At 61.5% G+C, this 22,536-nt stretch carries 5 protein-coding genes; 1 reads left to right on the top strand and 4 read right to left on the bottom strand.

Annotation, left to right across the window (positions count from 1 at the left end):
- Positions 1-5: 5 nt before the first annotated feature.
- The 4 genes from HU754_RS01730 to HU754_RS01715 form a co-directional block, all read right to left on the bottom strand.
- Positions 6-902 carry a TauD/TfdA dioxygenase family protein gene (locus tag HU754_RS01730; protein ID WP_099757657.1) on the bottom strand — a complete coding sequence of 299 codons (897 nt, stop codon included), beginning with the start codon at positions 900-902 and terminating at the stop codon, positions 6-8.
- 352 nt (positions 903-1,254) lie between these two features.
- Entirely contained in the window at positions 1,255-2,622 is a 1,368-nt protein-coding gene (locus HU754_RS01725; protein ID WP_007918311.1) for an HlyD family type I secretion periplasmic adaptor subunit, read from the bottom strand.
- Positions 2,612-4,768, bottom strand: coding sequence for a type I secretion system permease/ATPase (locus HU754_RS01720; RefSeq protein WP_186620861.1), 2,157 nt, complete (start codon positions 4,766-4,768; stop codon positions 2,612-2,614). Before HU754_RS01720 ends, HU754_RS01725 begins: the two co-directional genes overlap by 11 nt.
- Before the next feature lie 34 nt (positions 4,769-4,802).
- A complete protein-coding gene (locus HU754_RS01715) occupies positions 4,803-6,155 on the bottom strand; it encodes a TolC family outer membrane protein (protein ID WP_093440182.1) in 1,353 nt (450 codons plus the stop codon).
- Positions 6,156-6,514: 359 nt separating this feature from the next.
- Here HU754_RS01715 and HU754_RS01710 point away from each other — a divergent pair, with 359 nt between their 5' ends.
- Complete coding sequence (locus tag HU754_RS01710) at positions 6,515-22,450, top strand: LapA family giant adhesin (protein WP_186620863.1); 15,936 nt, start codon at positions 6,515-6,517, stop codon at positions 22,448-22,450.
- The last annotated feature ends 86 nt before the right edge of the window (positions 22,451-22,536 follow it).

Here is a 22,536-nt window from a genome sequence, read left to right as displayed (position 1 = left end):
GCGAATCAGAAAGGCGCGTCGCCCTGAATGGTCGTGCGATACAGCTTGCGGCGCAGGTGCGCGGGGCAGCCGGCGGCGAGATGGATCAGCGAACGGTTGTCCCAGAACACCAGATCGTGGGGCTGCCACTGATGGCGGTAGATGTTTTGCGGCAGCACGCTGTGGGCGTAGAGCTCGGTCAGCAGCTGCTGGCTCTCGTCTTCGGGCAGGCCGACGATGCGCGTGGTGAACCCTTCGCTGACGAACAGCGCCTTGCGACCGTTCTCCGGATGCGTGCGCACCACCGGGTGCACCACTTCCGCGACCTGAGCCAGTTGCTCCGGGGTCAGGGTCGGGCGCCAGTTGCCTTCGAATTTGGTTTCGCTATAGCGGGCGGTGTAGGAATGCGCGGCCGAACGACCTTCAACAGCTTTGCGCAAGGCCTCGGGCAAGCTGTCCCAGGCTTTGTGCATGTCGGCGAACAACGTATCGCCGCCCTCGGAAGGCAGCTCTTGCGCATGCAGCATCGAGCCGAGACTTGGCAGCTCTTTATAGGAAAGGTCGGAGTGCCAGAACTTGCCAGCATCACCGAGGCCGATGTTCTGGCCGTTTTCGATGATGTTGGAAACGATGAGGATTTCCGGGTGGTTGGCCAGCAGGAACTGCTTGAGCACGTGGATCTGCAACACGCCGAAGCGGCGGCTGAAGTCGATCTGTTGCTGTGGGGTGATTTGCTGGTCGCGAAATACCACGACGTGGTGATCCAGGTGCGCGCGATGAATGCGCGCAAAGTCCTGATCATTGATCGGCCGGGTGAGGTCGAGGCCAATGATCTCTGCGCCGACGGCACCGCTGAAAGGGCGGATTTCGAAGGCTTGCGGCGCGGCGGTCGCGGCGCTTGGGGAAGCAGTAGCTGCGGACATCTTTCCATCTCCCACGCACGGCACGCTCACGGGCGCGCTCGTCGATCAGACACTCACGCTGGATTGCGTGTTGGTTCAGGTCGTGCGGCGCGCCGATTGGTCGGCAGGTACGCAGGGGGATGACTTTATAGCTATAAGAATTGGAAATTAAATACCGTTAATGAATAACGATATGGCGGAATGGACTGGATGGTGAGTGACGGTTTTTGTCACTTATTGACAGAGATGTGGTGTTTGGGCTACCGCCATCGCGAGCAGGCTCACTCCTACAGTAACCGCATTTCTCCAGTTGGAATGCGATCACTGTAGGAGTGAGCCTGCTCGCGATGAGGCCGGCAAGGCCACTCGAGAATCAGCGCTCGTGCAACGCCTCAGCCCGCGCGCGGATGATCGGCTTGAGCAGATAACTCAACACCGACTTCTTGCCGGTAATGATGTCCACCGACGCCACCATCCCCGGGATGATCAGCAACGGCTTCTCGTCCGTGCCCAAGTGGCTGCGCTCAGTGCGCACCTTGATGATGTAGTAGGTGGTTTTCTTGTCTTCGTCGGTGATGGTGTCAGCGCCGATCTGCTCAAGCTTGGCTTTCAGCCCGCCGTAAATGGTGTAGTCGTACGCGGTGAATTTCACGATCGCTTCCTGCCCCGGGTGCAGGAACGCGATGTCTTGCGGACGAATCTTGGCTTCGACCAGCAAGGTATCGTCCAGCGGGACGATTTCGACCATGTCGCTGCCCGGTTGGATCACCCCGCCGATGGTGTTGACCAGCAACTTGTTGACGATGCCGCGCACTGGCGATGTCACCAGCGTACGGCTGACGCGGTCTTCCAGGGCCTTGCCGGTCGCGCTGGCCTTGTTCAGGTCGGTGCGCGCCTCATTGAGTTGGGTCAGCGCTTCGCTGCGGAATTTGCCGCGCGTCTCGTCGATCTTGCGCTGCACTTCCTTGATCGCCGATTCGGCACGCGGGATGGCCAGCGTCGTTGCATCCAGCTGACCACGGGTTTCCACCTCGGCACGCTTCAGACGTAGCACTTCCACCGGGGACACCGCGCCCTGCGCCACCAGCGGCTCGGACATGTTGATTTCCTGACGCTGCAAGCCGAGTTGCTGACGATACTGCGCTTGCTTGGAGGCGAATTCGCGCAGCTCTTGCTGACGCTGAATCAACTGCTCCTGCAAACCACCAATTTCGTCATGCAATTGCTGACGGCGGCTGATGTACAGCGATTCCTCACTTTTCGCCTGACCCGGCACGGCCTTGAGCACGTCCTCGGGGAAATTCAGCGGACGGTCATCCACTTCGGCGCTCAGGCGCTCGACACGCAGCAACATCGACAGACGATCGGCTTCGGTTTCGCCGACGTTGGAGGCAAATCGCGTGTCATCGAGACGAATCAGCGGCGCACCCGCCTCGACGATCTGGCCTTCCTTGACGAACAGTTCGGAGATGATCCCGCCCTCAAGGTTCTGGATTTTCTGGATCTTCGACGATGGAATCGCCTTGCCGTCGCCCTTGGTCACTTCGTCGATCACGGCGAAGTTGGCCCACAGCAGCAGGAAGATAAAGAAGCCGATGATCGCCCAGATGGTCAGGCGCACGACGCGCGGGGCATCTTCGATCAGCGCTTTGTTGACCTCCGGCAGCGGCTGGCCCTGCAGCGATGCCGAGCCTTTGAAGTAGCGACGGATCGAATCCTTGAAACCCGACTTAAGCAACACTGATCTGCCCCTTCTTCAACGCTTCCATCACGGCGGCTTTCGGGCCATCGGCGAGAATCTGTCCACGGTCAACCACCAGCAGGCGATCGACCAGCGACAGCAGCGACGCCCGGTGCGTCACCAGCACCACGGTCTTGTTTTCTATCACTGCCGCGAGGCGTTGCTTGAGTCGTTCTTCACCGGTGTTGTCCATGGCGCTGGTCGGCTCGTCCATTAACAGGATCGGTGGATTGAGCAACAGCGCCCGGGCCAGTGCAACGTTCTGCCGTTGACCGCCGGAGAGGTTCTGCCCGCGCTCGCCGACTTGCAGCTCGTAACCTTGTGGATGCAAACGCGCGAATTCGTGGACGCCGGCCAGTTCGGCCGCCTGCAGGACAAGCTCATCTTCGACATAACGCGCGCCGGAGACGAGGTTGTCACGCAGGGTGCCGGCCAGCAGTTGGATGTCTTGCGGCACGTAACCGATGTTGTAGCGCAGTTCGCTAACATCGATCTGGCGGATATCCACACCGTCGACCAACAAGGCGCCGTCATCCGGTTGATAGAGGCCGACCAGCAGTTTCGCCAAGGAGCTTTTGCCCGAGCCGCTGCGGCCGATGATGCCAATTTTCTCGCCGGGGCGAATTACCAGGTTGATGTTTTTCAGCGCCGGGTTCTGTTGTTCCGGGTAGGTGAAGCTGAGCTGGCGGCACTCGATCGCGCCTTGCAGCACCTTGCGGCTCAGCGGGCGCTCTTCGAAATTGCGCTCTTGCGGCAGCTCCATCATCTGATCGACCGAGGTCATGGTCACTCGCGCCTGCTGGTAACGCGTCAACAGACCGGACAGCGAGGCCAACGGGCTGAGGGCGCGACCGCTAAGCATGTAGCAGGCAATCAGACCGCCCATGCTCAGGTTGCCGGCGATGATCTGGTAGACGCCGAAGACGATCATGATCACCCCGGCCAGTTGCTGGATCAGCAGGGTGATGTTCATCGCCAGACCGGAGAGCATTTTCACTCGCAGCTCGAGGCGGCTGAGGGTGCCGATGGTCTGTTCCCACTGGTATTGGCGTTCACTCTCGGCGTTGTTGACCTTGACCGCGTCGAGGCCGGCGAGGGTTTCGATCAGGCTCGACTGGCGCTCGGCACCGAGGGCCATGGTGCGCTCCATGGTCGCCACCAGCGGTTTCTGCAACGCGTAGCCGATCAGCAGGGCAATCGGGAACGCCAGCACCGGAATCCACACCAGGTGCCCGCCGAGAATGGCGATGACAATAAAGATGAGGATGGTGAACGGCAGGTCGATCAGGCTGGTCAGGGTCAGCGAGGCGAGGAAGTCGCGCAGGCTCTGAAACTCATGGATGTTCTGCGCAAAACTGCCGACCCGCGCCGGACGGTATTTCATCGCCATGCCAACAATGCGCTCGAACAGCGTCGCGGAGATGATCAGGTCGGTTTTCTTCCCGGCCAGGTCCAGGCACAGGCTGCGCAGGCTTTTGAGGACCAGGTCGAAGATATAGGCGCCGGTGATACCCAGCGCCAGCACCCACAGGGTCGCTTCGGCCTGGTTCGGCACCACGCGGTCGTAGACATTCATCACGAACAGCGGCGCGGCCATGGCGATGATGTTGATCAGGAAGCTCGCGGCGATGGCATCGGCGTACAGCCAGCGCGAGCGCTTGAGGGTGTCGCGGAACCACGAGCGGGCACGTGGAATCAGCGTGCCGTGGTTGACGTCGAATTTGTGTTGCGGCTGGGCGAAGAAGACTTTGCCGGTGTAGTCGTCAGAGAGCAGTTCGCGGCTGACGATGGACTCGCCGCCGTCGGTTTCGCTGAGCAACACCCGCGCTTCGTGGTCACCCTGCCAACCGAGCAGGACGGCGCTGCGGCCATCCTTGAGCAGCAGCAAGGCCGGCATGGCGATCGCCGGAATTTCTTCCAGTTTGCGCTGCAACACCCGCCCTTGCAGGCCGGCGCGAGCCGCCGCGCGGGGCAGCAACTCGACACTCAGGCGTTGTTTGGGCAGCGGCAGGCCGGTGGTCAGCATCGCTGCGCTGGCGGGCTTCTGGTGCAGCATGCAAAGGGCGAGCAGACCGTCCAGTAAAGGATCGTCGTGCAACGCGCGTGGATCATGACTGAGTTGAACTCGACTGACTTCTGATTCCACGCTCGACACTCTTTGACAGTTGAAAAGGGATAACTCAATTCATCCCAGGCAGCTGGACCTTGGGCTTCACGTCGTTCTGCACAACGGATGCCAACGGTGCGACCACTCCCTGGCTTCTGAGCAACTCGCCCATGGTCGCCTTGATTCGGTACTGAGTAAATAACTGAATGTTTTTGATTTCCGCCAGACGCCGCGAAGCGGTGAACAACTCGTTTTCGCTGTCGAGCAAATCGAGCAGGGTGCGTTCGCCGAGGCTGAACTGACGCTGGTAGGCGGTGCGCACCGAGGTGCTGTGGTCGACATATTGCTGCGCGATCGGCACCTGCGCGTTGGCGTTGTTCAAGGCGTTCCAGGCCAGACCGAGTTCTTCGTTCAACTGGCGCAGGGCGTTGTTGCGGATGTCCAGCGCTTGGTTCGACAGGTACGACTTGGATTCCAGATCAGCCTTGTTGCTGCCACCGGAATACAGGTTGAAGCGCATGCGCAGCATCGCTTGCCATTCGTTGTTGTGACCGTTCTGACCATCGAGATCGTTGTCGGCGGTACGGCCCAGTTCGGCGTCGAAACGCGGGTAGAAGGTCGACTTGGCGGTTTCGTACTGTTTCTCGGCAGCGGCGATATCGGACTCGGCCGAACGCAGGATCGGGCTATTTTCCAGCATCTGCTGGCGCGCTTCATTGAGGTTGGCCGGCATCATTGCCATGAACGGCGCCGGCCGCTCGAGTTGATCGGGCATCTGGCCGACGGCGCTGAGGAAGTTGGTTTCCGAGTCGGCCAGATTGGTTTGCTCGGTGATCAGGTTGTTGCGGGCCTGGGCCATCCGCGCTTCGGCCTGATCAAGGTCGGCACCGCTGCCGACGCCGCGCTGGGTGCGCAACTGAATCTGATCGTAGATGCGCTGGTGGCTCTTGAGGTTGTCCTCGGCCAAGCGCACGAATTCGCGGCGGGTCAGCACATCCAGGTAGACCTGGGCGACAGTCAGCGCGGTGCGCTCGGAAGTGCCGAGCAGCGAGTAAGCACGGGAGTTAACGGTGGCTTGTTGACGCCCGACTTCGCTGGACGTCGCAAAACCGTCGAAGACCATTTGCGAGAGACGTAAACTTGACTCGCTGCGGTTCAGGGTTTCCCAGTGGTTGCCGCCGCCATTGGCGCGGGTGGTGACGCTGTCGGTACCTTCACGGCCATAACCGCCGAGCAGATCGACCTTCGGCAGGTATCCCCCTTTCGCCGCTCTTAATTGATAATCCGCAGCCAAACGACTGTTGACCCCTGCCTGGATTTCCGGATGGACATCCAGTGCCTGCTGCATGGCTTCTGGTAAGGATTGTGCTTGTACAAAAGAGGCGGCGAGGGCGAAGGGTACGGCGAAAAGCAGGGGCGAACGCATGATAGGAATTTCCCAGGACTTCTTGTCTTGAATCACAGCAAAACGTGGCGCTGCGTCGGATGATGGCAACCAGATTGACCGTATGTCGGAAAGTTCAAAACAGGAACTGGATCACACGCTGAAGGACAGGTCGCCGCGGAAATATCAATGTGACATTAGTGGGGCGATTGTTTAGGATGGCACCCAGAAGGTCAATAGTTTGGCATAAAGTTAATAGCGAAAGAATATAGCCAAATTATTGACGATTAGATGCGTCAAACTTGATTCGCAAAATTTAAAAGTACGTCCAGACTGAGTCGGCGCCAAAAGCCATCAGGTTTATGGAAGTCAACTGAACGTGACACCCCGGAGAGTCTTCAATGAGCAGTGTTGTTGCCATCGTCAAAAGCATTGTCGGTCAGGTATTTGTAGTCTCCCCTGAGGGTGTACGTCGCGTACTCGTTGAAGGCGATCGCCTGTTCGTGGGTGACCAGATCGACACCGGCCTCTCCGGCGCCGTGTCGCTTGAGTTGGCTGATGGCCGCACCCTCGATCTGGGCCGTGAAACCCAGTGGAGCGCCAACGCGCCCGACTCCAGCACTGACCTGGCCGAGGCCACTGCGCAGGCAGCGCCGTCGGTAGCCGAACTGCAGCAAGCCATCGCCGCCGGTGTCGACCCGACCACCGCGCTGGACGCCACTGCTGCCGGCCCGAGTGCCGCAGGCACGGGCGGTGCCGCCGGTGGTGGTCACAGCTTCGTCATGCTCGACGCCACCGCTGGCCGCGTTGACCCGACCATTGGTTTCCCGACTGCAGGCATCAACGCTGGCGGACAAGCCGCGCAAAACATCACCGGCGGCCAGACCACCGACACCACCACCAACGCCTTGCGTGATTCGACCCTGAGCCTCAGCGCCACGCCATCCATCACCGAAGCCGGCGGCGTGCTGGTGTACACCGCGACCCTGACCCAGGCGCCGCTGACCGACCTGACCATCACCCTGTCCAACGGCGCGGTGATTGTGATTCCGGCAGGCGCAACCACTGGCACCGTCAATGTGCCGCTGGCGCCGAACGACACCGTTTACAACGACCCGACCCAGATCGACGTGACCGTCACCGGCACCACCGGCGGCAATGGCATCACCGTGACCCCGCCGACCACTCCGGCCACAACCCAGGTCACTGACACCATCGACACCACCACCGTCACCCTGACGGCTGGGCCGAGTGTCACCGAAGGCGGGCAGATCACTTACACCGCGACCCTGACCAACCCGGCGCAAACCCCGGTGACCGTCACCCTGTCGAACGGCTCGACCATCACCATCGGCGCCGGCCAGACCAGCGGCACCGTCAACGTGCCGACCCCGGCCAACGACGTCTATAACAACGGCAGCACTGTCACCACGACGATTACCGGTGCCACTGGCGGCAACTTCGAAAACCTGGTGCCGAACCCGACGCCAGCGGTGACCACCATCACCGATTCGATCGACACCACTAATCTGACCCTGACCGCCACCGGCACAGTGGTCGAAGGCGGCCAGATCACCTACACCGCGACTCTGACCAACCCGGCGCAAACCCCGGTGACGGTCACCCTGTCGAACGGTTCGACCATCACCATTGAGGCTGGGCAGACCACCGGCACCGTCAACGTGCCGACGGCGGCCAATGACGTCTACAACAATGGTGGCACCGTCAGCACCACCATTACCGGCACTACTGGCGGCAATTTTGAAAGCCTGGTGCCGAACACTACGCCTGCGACCACAACCGTTACCGATTCGATCGACACCACCAGCGTGAGCCTTACCGCCACCGGTACGGTCGTCGAAGGCGGCCAGATCACTTACACCGCGACGCTGACCAATGCTGCGCAGACTCCGGTGACGATCACCCTGTCGAACGGCTCGACCATCACCATTGACGCCGGCCAGACCACCGGCACCGTCAACGTGCCAACTGCGGCCAACGACGTTTACAACAATGGCAGCACCGTCAGCACCACCATCACTGGTACTACCGGCGGCAACTTCGAAAACCTGGTGCCGAACACGACGCCAGCGACCACCACCATTACCGACTCGATCGACGACACCAACCTGTCGCTGACAGCAACCGGGACCGTGGCCGAAGGTGGTTCGATTGTTTACACCGCGACCCTGACCAATCCTGCCGGCACACCGGTAACCGTGACCCTGAGCAATGGCTCGGTGATCACCATCGAGGCAGGCAAAACCACTGGCACCGTAACCGTTCCGGCGCCAGCCGATGACGTCTATAAAGACGCCGGCAAAGTTGAAGTGACCATCAAGGACGCTTCCGGCGGCAACTTCGAGAACCTGGTGCCAAGCACCGTTCCAGCCGTGACTGAAGTGACCGACACCATCGACACGTCGACCGTGAAACTGACGGCTGACACCTCGGTCGCTGAAGGCGGCACCGTCACTTATACCGCCACTGTCGGCGCGCCGGTTACCGGCGCGCCCGTGGTCGTGACCCTGGCCAACGGTCAGAACATCACCATCGAAGTCGGCAAAACCAGCGGCACCGTGACCACCACTGCCCCTAACGATGCGTTGACCGGCAATGCGCCGCTGACCAACTCGATCACCGGTGTTTCCGGTGGTAATTACGAAGATCTGGTTGCCGACAAGACCCCGGTATCGACCACTGTTACCGATGTCGCCGACACCACCGACCTGTCGCTGAGCGCCACCGGTTCCGTGGCCGAGGGTGGTTCGATCGTTTACACCGCGACGCTGACCAATCCGGCCGGTACGCCAGTTACCGTGACCCTGTCGAACGGTTCGGTGATCACCATCGACGCGGGTAAAACCACTGGCACCGTGACTGTTCCGGCGCCAGCTGATGACGTTTACAAAGACGCCGGCAAAGTCGAAGTCACCATCAAGGATGTGTCTGGCGGTAATTTCGAGAACCTGGTCCCGAGCACCACGCCAGCCGTTACCGAAGTGACTGATACCATCGACACGTCGACCGTAAAGCTGACGGCTGACACCTCGGTCGCTGAAGGCGGCACCGTCACTTATACCGCCACTGTCGGCGCGCCGGTGACCGGCTCGCCCGTGGTCGTGACCCTGGCCAACGGCCAGAACATCACCATTGAAGTCGGCAAAACCAGCGGCACCGTGACCACCACCGCGCCAAACGATGCACTGACTGGCCAGGCTCCGCTGACCAACGCGATCACCGACGTTTCCGGCGGCAATTACGAAAACCTCGTGGCCGACAAAACCCCCGTCAGCACCACCATCACCGACACCACTGACACCACCGACCTGACGCTGAGCGCGACGGGCACCGTGGCTGAAGGCGGCCAGATCACTTACACCGCGACCCTGACCAATGCCGCAGGTTCGCCTGTTACCGTGACCCTGTCGAACGGCTCGGTGATCACCATCGAAGTGGGGAAAACCACCGGCACCGTGACCGTTCCTGCGCCAGCCGATGATGTCTATAAAGACGCTGGCAAAGTCGAAGTCACCATCAAGGACGCCACTGGCGGCAACTTCGAAAACCTGGTGCCGAGCACCGTTCCTGCCGTCACCGACGTGACCGATACCGTTGATACCTCGACGGTGAAACTGACCGCCACCGAGACGGCCGCTGAAGGTGGCACCGTCACCTATACCGCCACTGTCGGTGCTCCAGTGACCGGTTCGCCTGTGGTCGTGACTCTGGCGAATGGTCAGAACATCACCATTGAAGTCGGCAAAACAACCGGCACCGTGACGACCATTGCACCGAACGATGCGTTGACCGGCCACGCGCCGATTACCAATGCGATCACGGGCGTGAGCGGCGGCAATTACGAAGACCTCGTTGCCGACAAAACGCCGGTCAGCACCACGGTCACCGACACCACTGACACCACCGACCTGACCCTGAGCGCGACGGGCACCGTGACTGAAGGCGGCCAGATCACTTACACCGCGACCCTGACCAATGCCGCAGGTTCGCCTGTTACCGTGACCCTGTCGAACGGCTCGGTGATCACCATCGAGACTGGCAAAACCACTGGCACCGTGACCGTTCCGGCGCCCGTCGATGACGTCTACAAAGACGCCGGCAAAGTCGAAGTCACCATCAAGGACGCGACTGGCGGCAACTTCGAGAACCTGGTGCCAAGCACCGTTCCGGCTGTCACTGACGTAACCGATACCATCGACACCTCGACGGTCAAACTGACCGCCACCGAGACTGCCGCTGAAGGTGGCACCGTCACCTACACCGCCACTGTCGGTGCTCCAGTGACGGGTTCTCCGGTTGTAGTCACCTTGGCCAACGGCCAGAACATCACCATCGAAGTCGGCAAGACCACTGGCACCGTGACCTTCACCGCGCCGAACGATGCGCTGACTGGCCATGCACCGTTGACCAATGCGATCACCGACGTTTCCGGCGGCAATTACGAAAACCTCGTGGCTGACAAAACCCCGGTCAGCACCACCGTCACCGACACCACTGACACCACCGACCTGACGCTGAGCGCTACCGGCACTGTGGCTGAAGGTGGTTCGATTGTTTACACCGCAACGCTGACCAACCCGGCTGGCACGCCAGTCACTGTGACCCTGAGCAACGGCTCGGTGATCACCATCGAAGCGGGCAAAACCACCGGCACCGTGACTGTTCCTGCGCCTGCCGATGACGTCTACAAAGACGCCGGCAAGGTCGAAGTGACCATCAAAGACGCGACTGGCGGCAACTTCGAGAACCTGGTGCCAAGCACCACACCAGCCGTGACCGACGTCACAGACACTATCGACACCTCGACGGTCAAACTGACCGCTACCGAGTCGACGGCCGAAGGTGGCACCGTCACCTACACCGCCACTGTTGGCGCGCCGGTCACCGGTTCGCCGGTCGTGGTGACCCTGGCCAACGGCCAGAACATCACCATCGAAGTCGGCAAGACCACCGGCACCGTGACCTTCACCGCGCCGAACGATGCACTGACCGGTCAGGCGTCGCTGGGTAATTCGATCACGGGTGTAAGCGGCGGTAACTACGAAAACCTGGTGGCCGACAAGACCCCGGTTTCGACCACGGTCACTGACACCGTCGACACCACTGACCTCTCGCTCAGCGCCACCAACTCGGTCGCCGAGGGCGGTTCGATCATCTACACCGCGACGCTGACCAACCCGGCTGGCTCGCCGGTGACTGTGAACCTGTCGAACGGCTCGGTCATTACCATCGAGGCCGGTAAAACCACCGGCACCGTGACTGTCGCTGCGCCAGCCGATGACGTCTACAAAGACGCCGGCAAAGTCGAAGTTACCATCAAGGACGCCACCGGCGGCGACTTCGAGAATCTGGTACCAAGCACTGTCCCGGCCGTGACCGAAGTCACTGATACCGTCGACACTACCACCGTCAAACTGACCGCCACCGAGTCAGCGGCTGAAGGTGGCACCGTTACTTACACCGCCACCGTAGGCGCTCCAGTCACCGGTTCGCCGGTCGTCGTGACCTTGGCCAACGGCCAGAACATCACCATCGAAATCGGCAAAACCACCGGCACCGTGACCACCACTGCGCCGAACGATGCGTTGAACGGCCACACCCCGCTGACCAATGCGATCACTGACGTAAGCGGCGGTAACTACGAGAATCTGGTTGCCGACAAGACTCCGGTTTCGACCACTGTTACTGACACTGTCGACACCACCAACCTGTCGCTGACTGCGACCGACACCGTGGCTGAAGGCGGTTCGATCGTTTACACCGCAACACTGACCAATCCGGCCGGCACGCCAGTCACCGTTACCCTGTCCAACGGCGCCGTGATCACCATTGAGGCGGGTAAAACCACTGGCACCGTCACCGTCGCTGCGCCCGCCGATGACGTCTATAAAGACGCCGGCAAAGTTGAAGTCACGATCAAGGACGCCACTGGCGGCAACTTCGAGAACCTCGTTCCGAGCACCAACCCAGCCGTTACCGACGTCTCTGACACCATCGACACTTCGACGGTCAAACTGACCGCTACCGAGTCCGCGGCTGAAGGTGGCACTGTCACCTACACCGCCACGGTCGGTGCGCCAGTCACTGGCTCGCCAGTTGTGGTGACCCTGGCCAACGGCCAGAACATCACCATCGAAGTGGGTAAAACCAGCGGCACCGTGACCACCACCGCGCCAAACGATGCGTTGACTGGCCACGCTCCACTGACCAACGCGATCACCGACGTTTCCGGCGGCAATTACGAAAACCTCGTGGCTGACAAAACCCCGGTCAGCACCACCGTCACCGACACCGTCGACACCACCAACCTATCGCTGACCGCGACCGGTTCGGTGAACGAAGGCGGCCAGATCACCTACACCGCGACCCTGACCAACGCCGCTGGTTCGCCGGTCACCGTGACTCTGTCGAACGGTGCTGTGATCACCATCGACGCCGGCAAAACCACCGGTACCGTCACCGTCGACGCGCCGAAAGATGACGTCTACAAAGATGCCGGCACCGTTGAAGCGACCATCAAAGGCGCGACTGGTGGCGACTTCGAAAACCTGGTCACCAGCACCGCCCCGGCGATCACCACCGTCAACGACACCATCGACACCTCCACCGTGTCGCTGACCGCCACGGCGAACGTCGCTGAAGGCGAAACCGTGGTCTACACCGCGACCGTGACCGCGCCAGTCACTGGCTCGCCGGTTGTCGTGACCCTGTCCAACGGCCAGACCATTACCATCGCTGTCGGTGAAACCACCGGTTCGGTGAACTTCGTTGCACCGAACAGCCCTCTGGCCGGTGGCAGCTCGCTGAGCGTGACCATCGACGGCGCTACCGGTGGCAACTACGAAAAACTCGCGGTCGACGGCAAGTCCGCCGACACCGCGGTTTCGGACACCACCGACACCACCAACCTGAACCTGACCGCGACCGATTCGGTGGCTGAAGGCGGTTCGATCGTTTACACCGCGACGCTGACCAACCCGGCCGGCACCCCGGTGACCGTGACCCTGTCGAACGGTTCGGTGATCACTATCGAAGCCGGCAAAACCACCGGCACCGTAACCGTTCCAGCGCCTGCCGATGACGTCTACAAAGACGCCGGCAAGGTCGAAGTGACGATCAAGGATGCAACGGGCGGTAACTTCGAAAATCTGGTGCCAAGCACTGTGCCGGCCGTGACCAACGTCACCGATACCATCGACACCACCACCGTCAAGCTCACCGCGACCGAATCGGCGGCTGAGGGCGGTACCGTTACCTACACTGCTACCGTCGGCGCGCCAGTCACCGGTTCGCCTGTGGTTGTGACCCTGGCCAACGGTCAGACCATCACCATTGGTGTTGGCCAGACCACCGGCACCGCGACCACCACCGCACCGAACGATGCATTGACCGGCCACACGCCGCTGACCAATGCGATCACTGAGGTGAGCGGTGGTAACTTCGAAAATCTGGTTGCCGACAAGACACCGGTTTCGACCAATGTCACCGACACTGTCGACACCACTAACCTGTCGCTCAGCGCCACGGGTTCTGTGGCCGAGGGTGGTTCGATTGTTTACACCGCAACCCTGACCAACGCTGCAGGCTCGCCAGTCACGGTGACCCTGTCGAACGGCGCGGTAATCACCATCGAAGCCGGCAAAACCAGCGGCACCGTGACAGTTCCAGCTCCGGCTGACGACGTCTACAAAGACGCCGGAAAAGTCGAAGCGACGATTTCGACCGTTACCGGTGGCAACTTCGAAAACCTGGTGCCGAGCACTGTTCCAGCCGTCACCGAAGTCACCGATACCATCGACACCTCGACCGTCAAACTGACGGCTGATACGTCGGCCGCAGAAGGCGGCACCGTCACTTACACCGCCACTGTCGGCGCGCCGGTGACCGGTTCGCCGGTTGTGGTGACCCTGGCCAACGGTCAGAACATCACTATCGAAGTCGGCAAAACCACCGGCACCGTAACCTTCACCGCACCGAACGATGCCCTGACCGGCCACGCGCCGATCACCAATGCGATCACTGAGGTCAGCGGTGGCAATTACGAGAATCTGGTGGCCGACAAGACCCCGGTTTCGACCACGGTCACTGACACCGTCGACACCACCAACCTGTCGCTGACTGCGACCGACACCGTGGCTGAAGGCGGTTCGATCGTTTACACCGCAACACTGACCAATCCGGCCGGCACGCCAGTCACCGTGACCCTGTCCAACGGCGCCGTGATCACCATCGAAGCCGGCAAAACCACTGGCACCGTGTCCGTTCCAGCGCCAGCCGACGACGTCTACAAAGACGCAGGCAAAGTTGAAGCGACAATCTCGACGGCGACGGGCGGCAACTTCGAAAACCTGGTGCCGAGCACTGTTCCGGCCGTGACCGAAGTCACCGACACCATCGACACCTCAACCGTCAAACTGACCGCCGATACGTCCGTGGCTGAAGGCGGCACCGTCACTTACACCGCCACTGTTGGCGCTCCAGTAACCGGTTCGCCGGTCACCGTGACCCTGGCCAACGGCCAGAACATCACCATCGAAGTTGGCAAAACCACCGGCACCGTGACCTTCACCGCACCAAATGATGCGTTGACCGGTCATGCGCCACTGACCAACTCGATCACCAACGTGGCCGGCGGCAACTACGAAAACCTTGTTGCCGACAAAACGCCAGTCAGCACCACCGTGACCGACACCGTCGACACCACTAACCTGTCGCTCAGCGCCACAGGTACAGTGGCCGAGGGTGGTTCGATTGTTTACACCGCAACGCTGACCAACGCGGCTGGCTCGCCAGTGACCGTGACCCTGTCCAACGGCGCCGTGATCACCATCGACGCCGGCAAAACCACTGGCACCGTGACCGTTCCAGCCCCGGCCGACGACGTCTACAAAGACGCCGGCAAGGTTGAAGCGACGATCTCCACCGCTACCGGTGGCAACTTCGAAAACCTGGTGCCGAGCACGACGCCGGCCGTGACCGAAGTCACCGATACCATCGACACCTCAACCGTCAAACTCACGGCTGATACGTCGGTAGCTGAAGGCGGCACCGTCACTTACACCGCCACTGTCGGCGCGCCAGTGACAGGCTCTCCGGTTGTGGTGACCCTGGCCAACGGTCAGAACATCACCATCGGCGTCGGCCAGACCACCGGTACCGCGACCACCACGGCGCCAAACGACGCATTGACTGGCCACGCACCGCTGACCAACTCGATCACTGAAGTAACAGGTGGCAACTTCGAGAACCTGGTGGCCGACAAGACCCCGGTTTCGACCAATGTCACCGACACTGTCGACACCACCAATCTGTCGCTGAGCGCGACCGGTACCGTGGCCGAGGGTGGCTCGATTGTTTACACCGCAACCCTGACCAACGCCGCTGGCTCGCCAGTCACCGTGACGCTGAGCAACGGCGCCGTGATCACCATCGACGCCGGTAAAACCACCGGCACCGTGACCGTTCCAGCCCCGGCTGACGACGTCTACAAAGATGCCGGCACCGTGCAGGCGACGATCAGCAACGCCACCGGTGGCAACTTCGAAAATCTGGTGCCGAGCACGACGCCAGCTGTGACCAGCGTCACCGACACCATCGACACCACCACCGTCAAACTGACGGCCACCGAGTCGGCGGCTGAAGGCGGCAATGTTGTCTACACCGCGACTGTCGGCGCACCGGTTACCGGCTCGCCAGTTGTCGTGACTTTGGCCAATGGTCAAACCATCACCATCGGTGTTGGCCAGACTACGGGCACCGCAACCACCGCAGCGCCAAACGATGCATTGACCGGTCATGCGCCACTGACCAACTCGATCACCAACGTGACCGGTGGTAACTACGAAAACCTCGTGGCCGACAAAACTCCGGTCAGCACTACGGTGACCGACACTGTCGACACCACCAATCTGTCGCTCAGCGCGACCAATTCGGTCGCTGAAGGCGGCTCGATCGTCTACACCGCGACCTTGACCAATGCGGCTGGTTCGCCAGTGACCGTGACGCTGAGCAACGGCGCCGTGATCACCATCGACGCCGGTAAAACCACTGGCACCGTGACCGTTCCAGCGCCAGCCGATGACGTCTACAAGGACGCCGGCACCGTGCAGGCGACGATCAGCAACGCCACCGGTGGCAACTTCGAAAACCTCGTGCCGAGCACCACGCCGGCCGTGACCAGCGTCACGGATACCATCGACACCACCACTGTGAAACTGACAGCTACCGGCACAGCGGCAGAGGGCGGCAACGTCACCTACACCGCCACTGTCGGCGCGCCAGTTACCGGCTCGCCAGTTGTCGTTACCCTGGCCAACGGTCAGACGATCACCATCGGCGTCGGCCAGACCACTGGCACAGCAACCACTACCGCACCAAACGACGTATTGACCGGTCACGCACCGCTAACCAACGCGATCACCGACGTCAGCGGCGGTAACTACGAAAACCTCGTGGCGGATAAGACGCCGGTCAGCACTACGGTGACCGACACTGTCGACACGACCAATCTGTCGCTCAGCGCTACCAATTCGGTCGCTGAAGGCGGTTCGATCGTCTACACCGCGACCCTGACCAACGCCGCTGGCTCGCCAGTGACCGTGACGCTGTCGAACGGCGCCGTGATCACCATCGACGCTGGCAAAACCACTGGCACCGTGACTGTTCCAGCCCCGGCTGACGACGTCTACAAAGATGCCGGCACCGTACAAGCAACCATCAGCACCGCCACCGGTGGCAACTTCGAAAACCTGGTGCCGAGCACCACGCCGGCCGTGACCAGCGTTACCGACACGATCGACACCACCACTGTCAAACTGACAGCAACAGACTCGACATCTGAGGGGGGCAACGTCACGTACACCGCCACTGTTGGTGCTCCGGTCACTGGTTCGCCAGTTGTGGTGACCCTGGCCAACGGTCAGACCATTACCATCGGCGTGGGACAGACCACCGGCACCGCGACCACCGCAGCGCCAAACGATGCATTGACCGGTCATGCGCCGCTGACCAACTCGATCACCAACGTGACCGGCGGAAACTACGAAAATCTCGTGGCCGACAAGACGCCCGTCAGCACCAACGTGACCGACACCGTCGACACCACCAATCTGTCGCTCAGCGCGACCAATTCGGTCGCTGAAGGCGGTTCGATTGTTTACACCGCGACCCTGACCAACGCCGCTGGCTCGCCAGTGACCGTGACGCTGAGCAACGGCGCCGTGATCACCATCGACGCCGGTAAAACCACCGGCACCGTGACCGTTCCAGCCCCGGCTGACGACGTCTACAAAGATGCCGGCACCGTGCAGGCGACCATCAGCACCGCCACCGGTGGCAACTTCGAAAACCTCGTGCCAAGTACCACGCCGGCAATCACCAGCGTCACCGACACCATCGACACCACCACTGTGAAACTGACAGCTACCAGCACAGCGGCAGAGGGCGGCAACGTCGTCTACACCGCGACCGTCGGTGCTCCGGTGACCGGTTCGCCTGTGGTTGTAACGCTGGCCAACGGTCAGACCATTACCATCGGCGTCGGCCAGACCACTGGCACCGCGACCACTACCGCGCCAAACGACGCACTGACTGGTCACGCACCGCTGACCAACTCGATCACCAACGTCACGGGCGGCAACTACGAGAACCTCGTCGCCGACAAGACTCCGGTTTCGACTACCGTCACTGACACCGTCGACACCACCAACCTGTCGCTGTCCGCGACCGGCACAGTGGCCGAAGGTGGCCAGATCACTTACACCGCGACCCTGACCAACGCCGCTGGTTCGCCGGTCACCGTGACCCTGAGCAACGGTTCGGTAATCACCATCGACGCCGGCAAAACCACTGGCACCGTGACCGTTCCAGCGCCAGCCGATGACGTCTACAAAGACGCCGGCAACGTCCAGGCCACGATCAAAACCGCCACCGGTGGCAGCTTCGAAAACCTCGTCACCAGCACGGCTCCGGCCGTGACCAGCGTCACCGACACCATCGACACCACCACTGTGAAACTGACAGCTACCGGCACAGCGGCGGAAGGCGGCAACGTCGTCTACACCGCCACTGTCGGTGCAGCCGTGACCGGTTCGCCGGTCGTGGTGACCCTGGCCAACGGTCAGACCATCACCATCGACATCGGCAAAACCACCGGCACCGTGACCACCACCGCACCGAACGATGCGCTGACCGGCCACGCCCCGCTGACCAATTCGATCACCAACGCCACGGGCGGCAACTACGAAAATCTGGTCGCCGACAAAACCCCGGTCAGCACTACCGTCACCGACACCGTCGACACCACCAACCTGACGCTGTCCGCGACCGGCACCGTGGCCGAAGGTGGCCAGATCACCTACACCGCGACCCTGACCAACGCCGCTGGCTCGCCAGTCACCGTGACCCTCAGCAACGGTTCGGTGATCACCATCGACGCTGGCAAAACCACTGGCACCGTGACCGTTCCGGCTCCGGCCGATGACGTCTACAAAGACGCCGGCACCGTGCAGGCGACCATCACCGGCACCAGCGGCGGCAGCTTCGAAAATCTGGTGACCAGCAACACGCCAGCCGTGACCAACGTCACCGACACGGTCGACACCACCACCGTCAGCATCACTGGCAGCAGTTCGGTGACCGAAGGCCAGACCGCCAACTACACGGTCAGCCTGAACCACCCGGCGCAAACCGAAGTGACCCTGAAAATCGTCTACAGCGGCACCGCCGCCGACGGTTCGGACTTCACCGGCGTGTACACCGTGAAGATCCCGGCCGGTGCGAGCAGCGCGCAGTTCAACGTCGCGACCATCGATGACAAGATCACCGAAGGCACCGAGAACTTCGTGGTCAAGATCGATTCGGCCACTGGCGGCAACTTCGAGAACCTCGCGGTCAGCAGCACCAATGGCAGCGTCAGCACGTCGATCATCGACAACGATGCGCCGCCCGTGCTCGACCTGGATGCCAACAACTCCAGCGGCGCCACCGGTGCCGACTACAAGGTGACCTTCACCGAGAACACCCCGGGCGCTGGTGTGTCGATTGCCGACACCGATATCAGCATCACCGACCCGGACAGCACCATGCTCACCGGCGCCACTGTAGTCCTGACCAACCGTCAGGACGGCGATGCGCTGAACCTGGGCAACAGCGTCAACGGCATCACCATCAATGCCAACAGCACCAACGGCACCGTGACCCTGACACTGTCGGGCAACGCGACGCTGGCTGATTACATGCAGGCCATCAAGAACATCAGCTTCACCAATAGCAGTGAAAACCCGAGCACCGTGCCGCGCATCATCACGGTGACCGTGACCGATGGCGGCAATTACTCCAACACCGCGACCACCACGGTCAACGTGGTGGCGGTCAACGACGCTCCGGTTGCTGCACCGAGCAATGTCACCGGCACCGAAGACACGCCGCTGGTACTCGGCTGGTCGACTTTCGGCGTAACTGACGTCGACAGCCCGGCCAGCAGCCTCGGCATCAAAATTACCCAGCTGCCGGGCGAAGGCAAACTGCAGTACCTGGACGGCTCGACCTGGAAGGACGTCGCCAACAACCAGACCTTCAGCAAGGCTGACATCGACGCGGGCAAGCTGCGCTTCCTGCCGGATGCCAACGAGTCGGGCGTCAACGGTTACGGCGGCACCGGCCTGGGCAACAATCAGGCGGACTACGCGCAGATCAAGTTCCAGCCAACCGACGGTCAACTGCTGGGCAACACCGGCACCGTGAAGATCGACATCACCCCGGTAGCGGATGCGCCGACCGTGAGCGTGGCCGACAACAGCGTGAAGTCGACCGGTTTGATCAAAGAAGTCTGGACCGGTCTGTCAGGTCTGGGTACCGACGGTAGCGGTGCGAACTCGACCACCCTGAAAAACGTGATCGACGGCGCCGGCACCCCGAACAGCAGCGGCAACGTGACTAACGTGCAGTCGGACGGCAGCGTGGCCGCCGGCACCGCCTCGAAAACTTCGGGCCTGATCTACCTGGAAGCCGGCAAAACCTATTCCTTCAGTGGTGTGGCCGACGACAGCCTGCTGATCACCATTGGCGGCAAGAGCGTGGCTTCAGGTACCTGGGGCGCGGGCGGTGCGATCAGCGGTTCGTTCACCCCGACCACCAGCGGCTACTACACACTGGATATCTACCACCACAATCAGAGCGGCCCGGGCAGCTACGACGTCAACCTGTCGGTCAACGGCAGCACGCCGATCGACCTGAGCAGCGCTGGCGTACCGATCTACACCGGCGTGCAGGATCTGGTGAATTCGGGCGTGACCGTCTCCGATCTGCACGGCAGCAACGGCGAAGGCTATTACGACGGCTATAAACTCAACACCGGCGCCGAAGGCACCACGGTGAAACTGTCGGCAATCACCACCGCACTGACTGATACCGACGGCTCGGAAACCCTGAGCGTGAAGATCAGCGGCGCGCCAGTCGGCTCGGTGCTCAGCGATGGCGCGGGCCATACCTTCACCGTCACCGCCAGCAGCGGCGACGCCAACGTCACCGGCTGGAACCTCGGCAGCCTGACCGTGACCCCGCCGCCGTACTACAACGGCCAGTTCAACCTGACCGTGACCTCGACCTCCACCGAGATGGTCGGCGGCTCGGCCAGCAGCACCGCGACCATTCCGGTCACCGTGGTGCCGGCGGTCTACAACGCCATTGTCGCGACTTCGGGTGACGACACCTTCAGCGGCACCGATGGCAACGACATCATGGTCGCCGACATCGGTGGTCTGACCGTGGTGCCGGGCACCAACTACAACATCGCGTTCATGGTCGACAGCTCTGGCAGCATGACCGCGTCGTCGCTCAACGCGGCCAAAGACTCGCTGACATCGGTGTTCAACACCCTCAAGCAGAGCCTGGGCGGCAGCAACTCAGGTACGGTGAACATCTTCCTGGTGGACTTCGATACCCAGGTCAACAAGTCGGTGTCGGTGAACCTCAATGACCCGAACGCGCTGACCAAGCTCAAAGCGGTACTGGACTCGATGGCGTCCGGCGGCGGCACCAACTATGAAGACGTGTTCAAGACCACGGCCAACTTCTTCCAGAGCGCGGAAGCCGTGGCCAACACCGGGGCGAAAAACCTCACGTACTTCATCACCGACGGCCAGCCGACCTACTACCAGACCGGCGAGTCGACCAACCCGTACCTGTACGGCAACAAAACCCTCGATAGCCTGATCACCACCACCAACTATAAGTTGGGGACAGCGGTCAGCCTGTACCCGGACAGCTCGCACCAGATTGATATCAGCGCGAACGGCTCGGTGACGGTCTGGACCAAATCGGGCGGCAATTGGTCGTATCAGAACTTCGGCACGCTGCACGCCCAGGGCGACGGCACCTATGAGTTCTCCGGCCTGGCGGGCAGCGGTAGCAGCACCGATTACTACACCACTACCAACTCCAACAGCAGCTTCACCTTGCTCAGCGGCCTGTCGAACGTCGAAGCCATCGGCCTCAACAGCGGCGTCAGCCTCAACGATCTGAAGCCGTACGATTCGGATAAAACACCGCAGACCAACATCGATCCGAAGGATCTGGCCAACTCCATCATCGGCCACACCGAAGCGACGCTGCCGGGCAACGACACCGTCAGCGGTGGCGACGGCAACGACATCCTGTTCGGCGATCTGGTGAGCTTCAACGGCATTGCCGGCGAGGGTTATCAAGCGATGCAGGCGTTCGTTGCCAAGGAAACCGGCGTCGACGTCAGCAAAGTCACCACAAGCAACGTGCACCAGTACATCACCGAGCACTATCAGGCGTTCGATGTCTCCGGTGCGCATGACGGCAACGACACACTGCTGGGCGGCGCAGGCAATGACATCCTGTTCGGCTCGGGCGGCAACGACCTGCTCGATGGCGGCAAAGGCAATGACATCCTGCTCGGCGGCACCGGCAACGACACGCTGATCGGCGGTCAGGGTAATGACATCCTTATCGGTGGTTCGGGTGCCGACACCTTCGTCTGGAAGGCGGGCGACACCGGCAACGACGTGATCAAGGACTTCAAGGCCAGCGAAGGTGACCGCATCGACTTGCGTGATCTGTTGCAGGGCGAGACCGGCAGCACCATCGACAACTTCCTGAAGATCACCACGGTCGACGGCACGTCGTCGCTGCAAGTCAGCTCAGCGGGCAAGTTCAACTCCGGCGACGCTGCGGCGGCAACCCCGGACGTGACGATCAAACTGGAAGGCAACAACTGGTCGAGCGCCAACATTCACAACCTGATTGCCGGCAGCGACCCGACCATCAAGGTCGACCACAACAACAGCTGATCGTGAACAAAACGGCCGCCCCGATGGGGCGGCCGTCACGTTTGTGCTGACCGGACCGGTGACGATCGCGTCGCCGCCCCGCATAC

Origin of the sequence: Pseudomonas zeae (genome assembly GCF_014268485.2) — a bacterium.
Lineage (GTDB): Bacteria > Pseudomonadota > Gammaproteobacteria > Pseudomonadales > Pseudomonadaceae > Aquipseudomonas > Aquipseudomonas neuropathica.
This window is presented reverse-complemented; position numbering and strand designations above follow the sequence as displayed.

Excerpts from the sequence above, each read along its gene's own strand:
- HU754_RS01730 (WP_099757657.1), bottom strand. The coding sequence starts at position 902 with ATGTCCGCAGCTACTGCTTCCCCAAGCGCCGCGACCGCCGCGCCGCAA.
- HU754_RS01715 (WP_093440182.1), bottom strand. The coding sequence starts at position 6,155 with ATGCGTTCGCCCCTGCTTTTCGCCGTACCCTTCGCCCTCGCCGCCTCT.
- HU754_RS01710 (WP_186620863.1), top strand. The coding sequence starts at position 6,515 with ATGAGCAGTGTTGTTGCCATCGTCAAAAGCATTGTCGGTCAGGTATTT.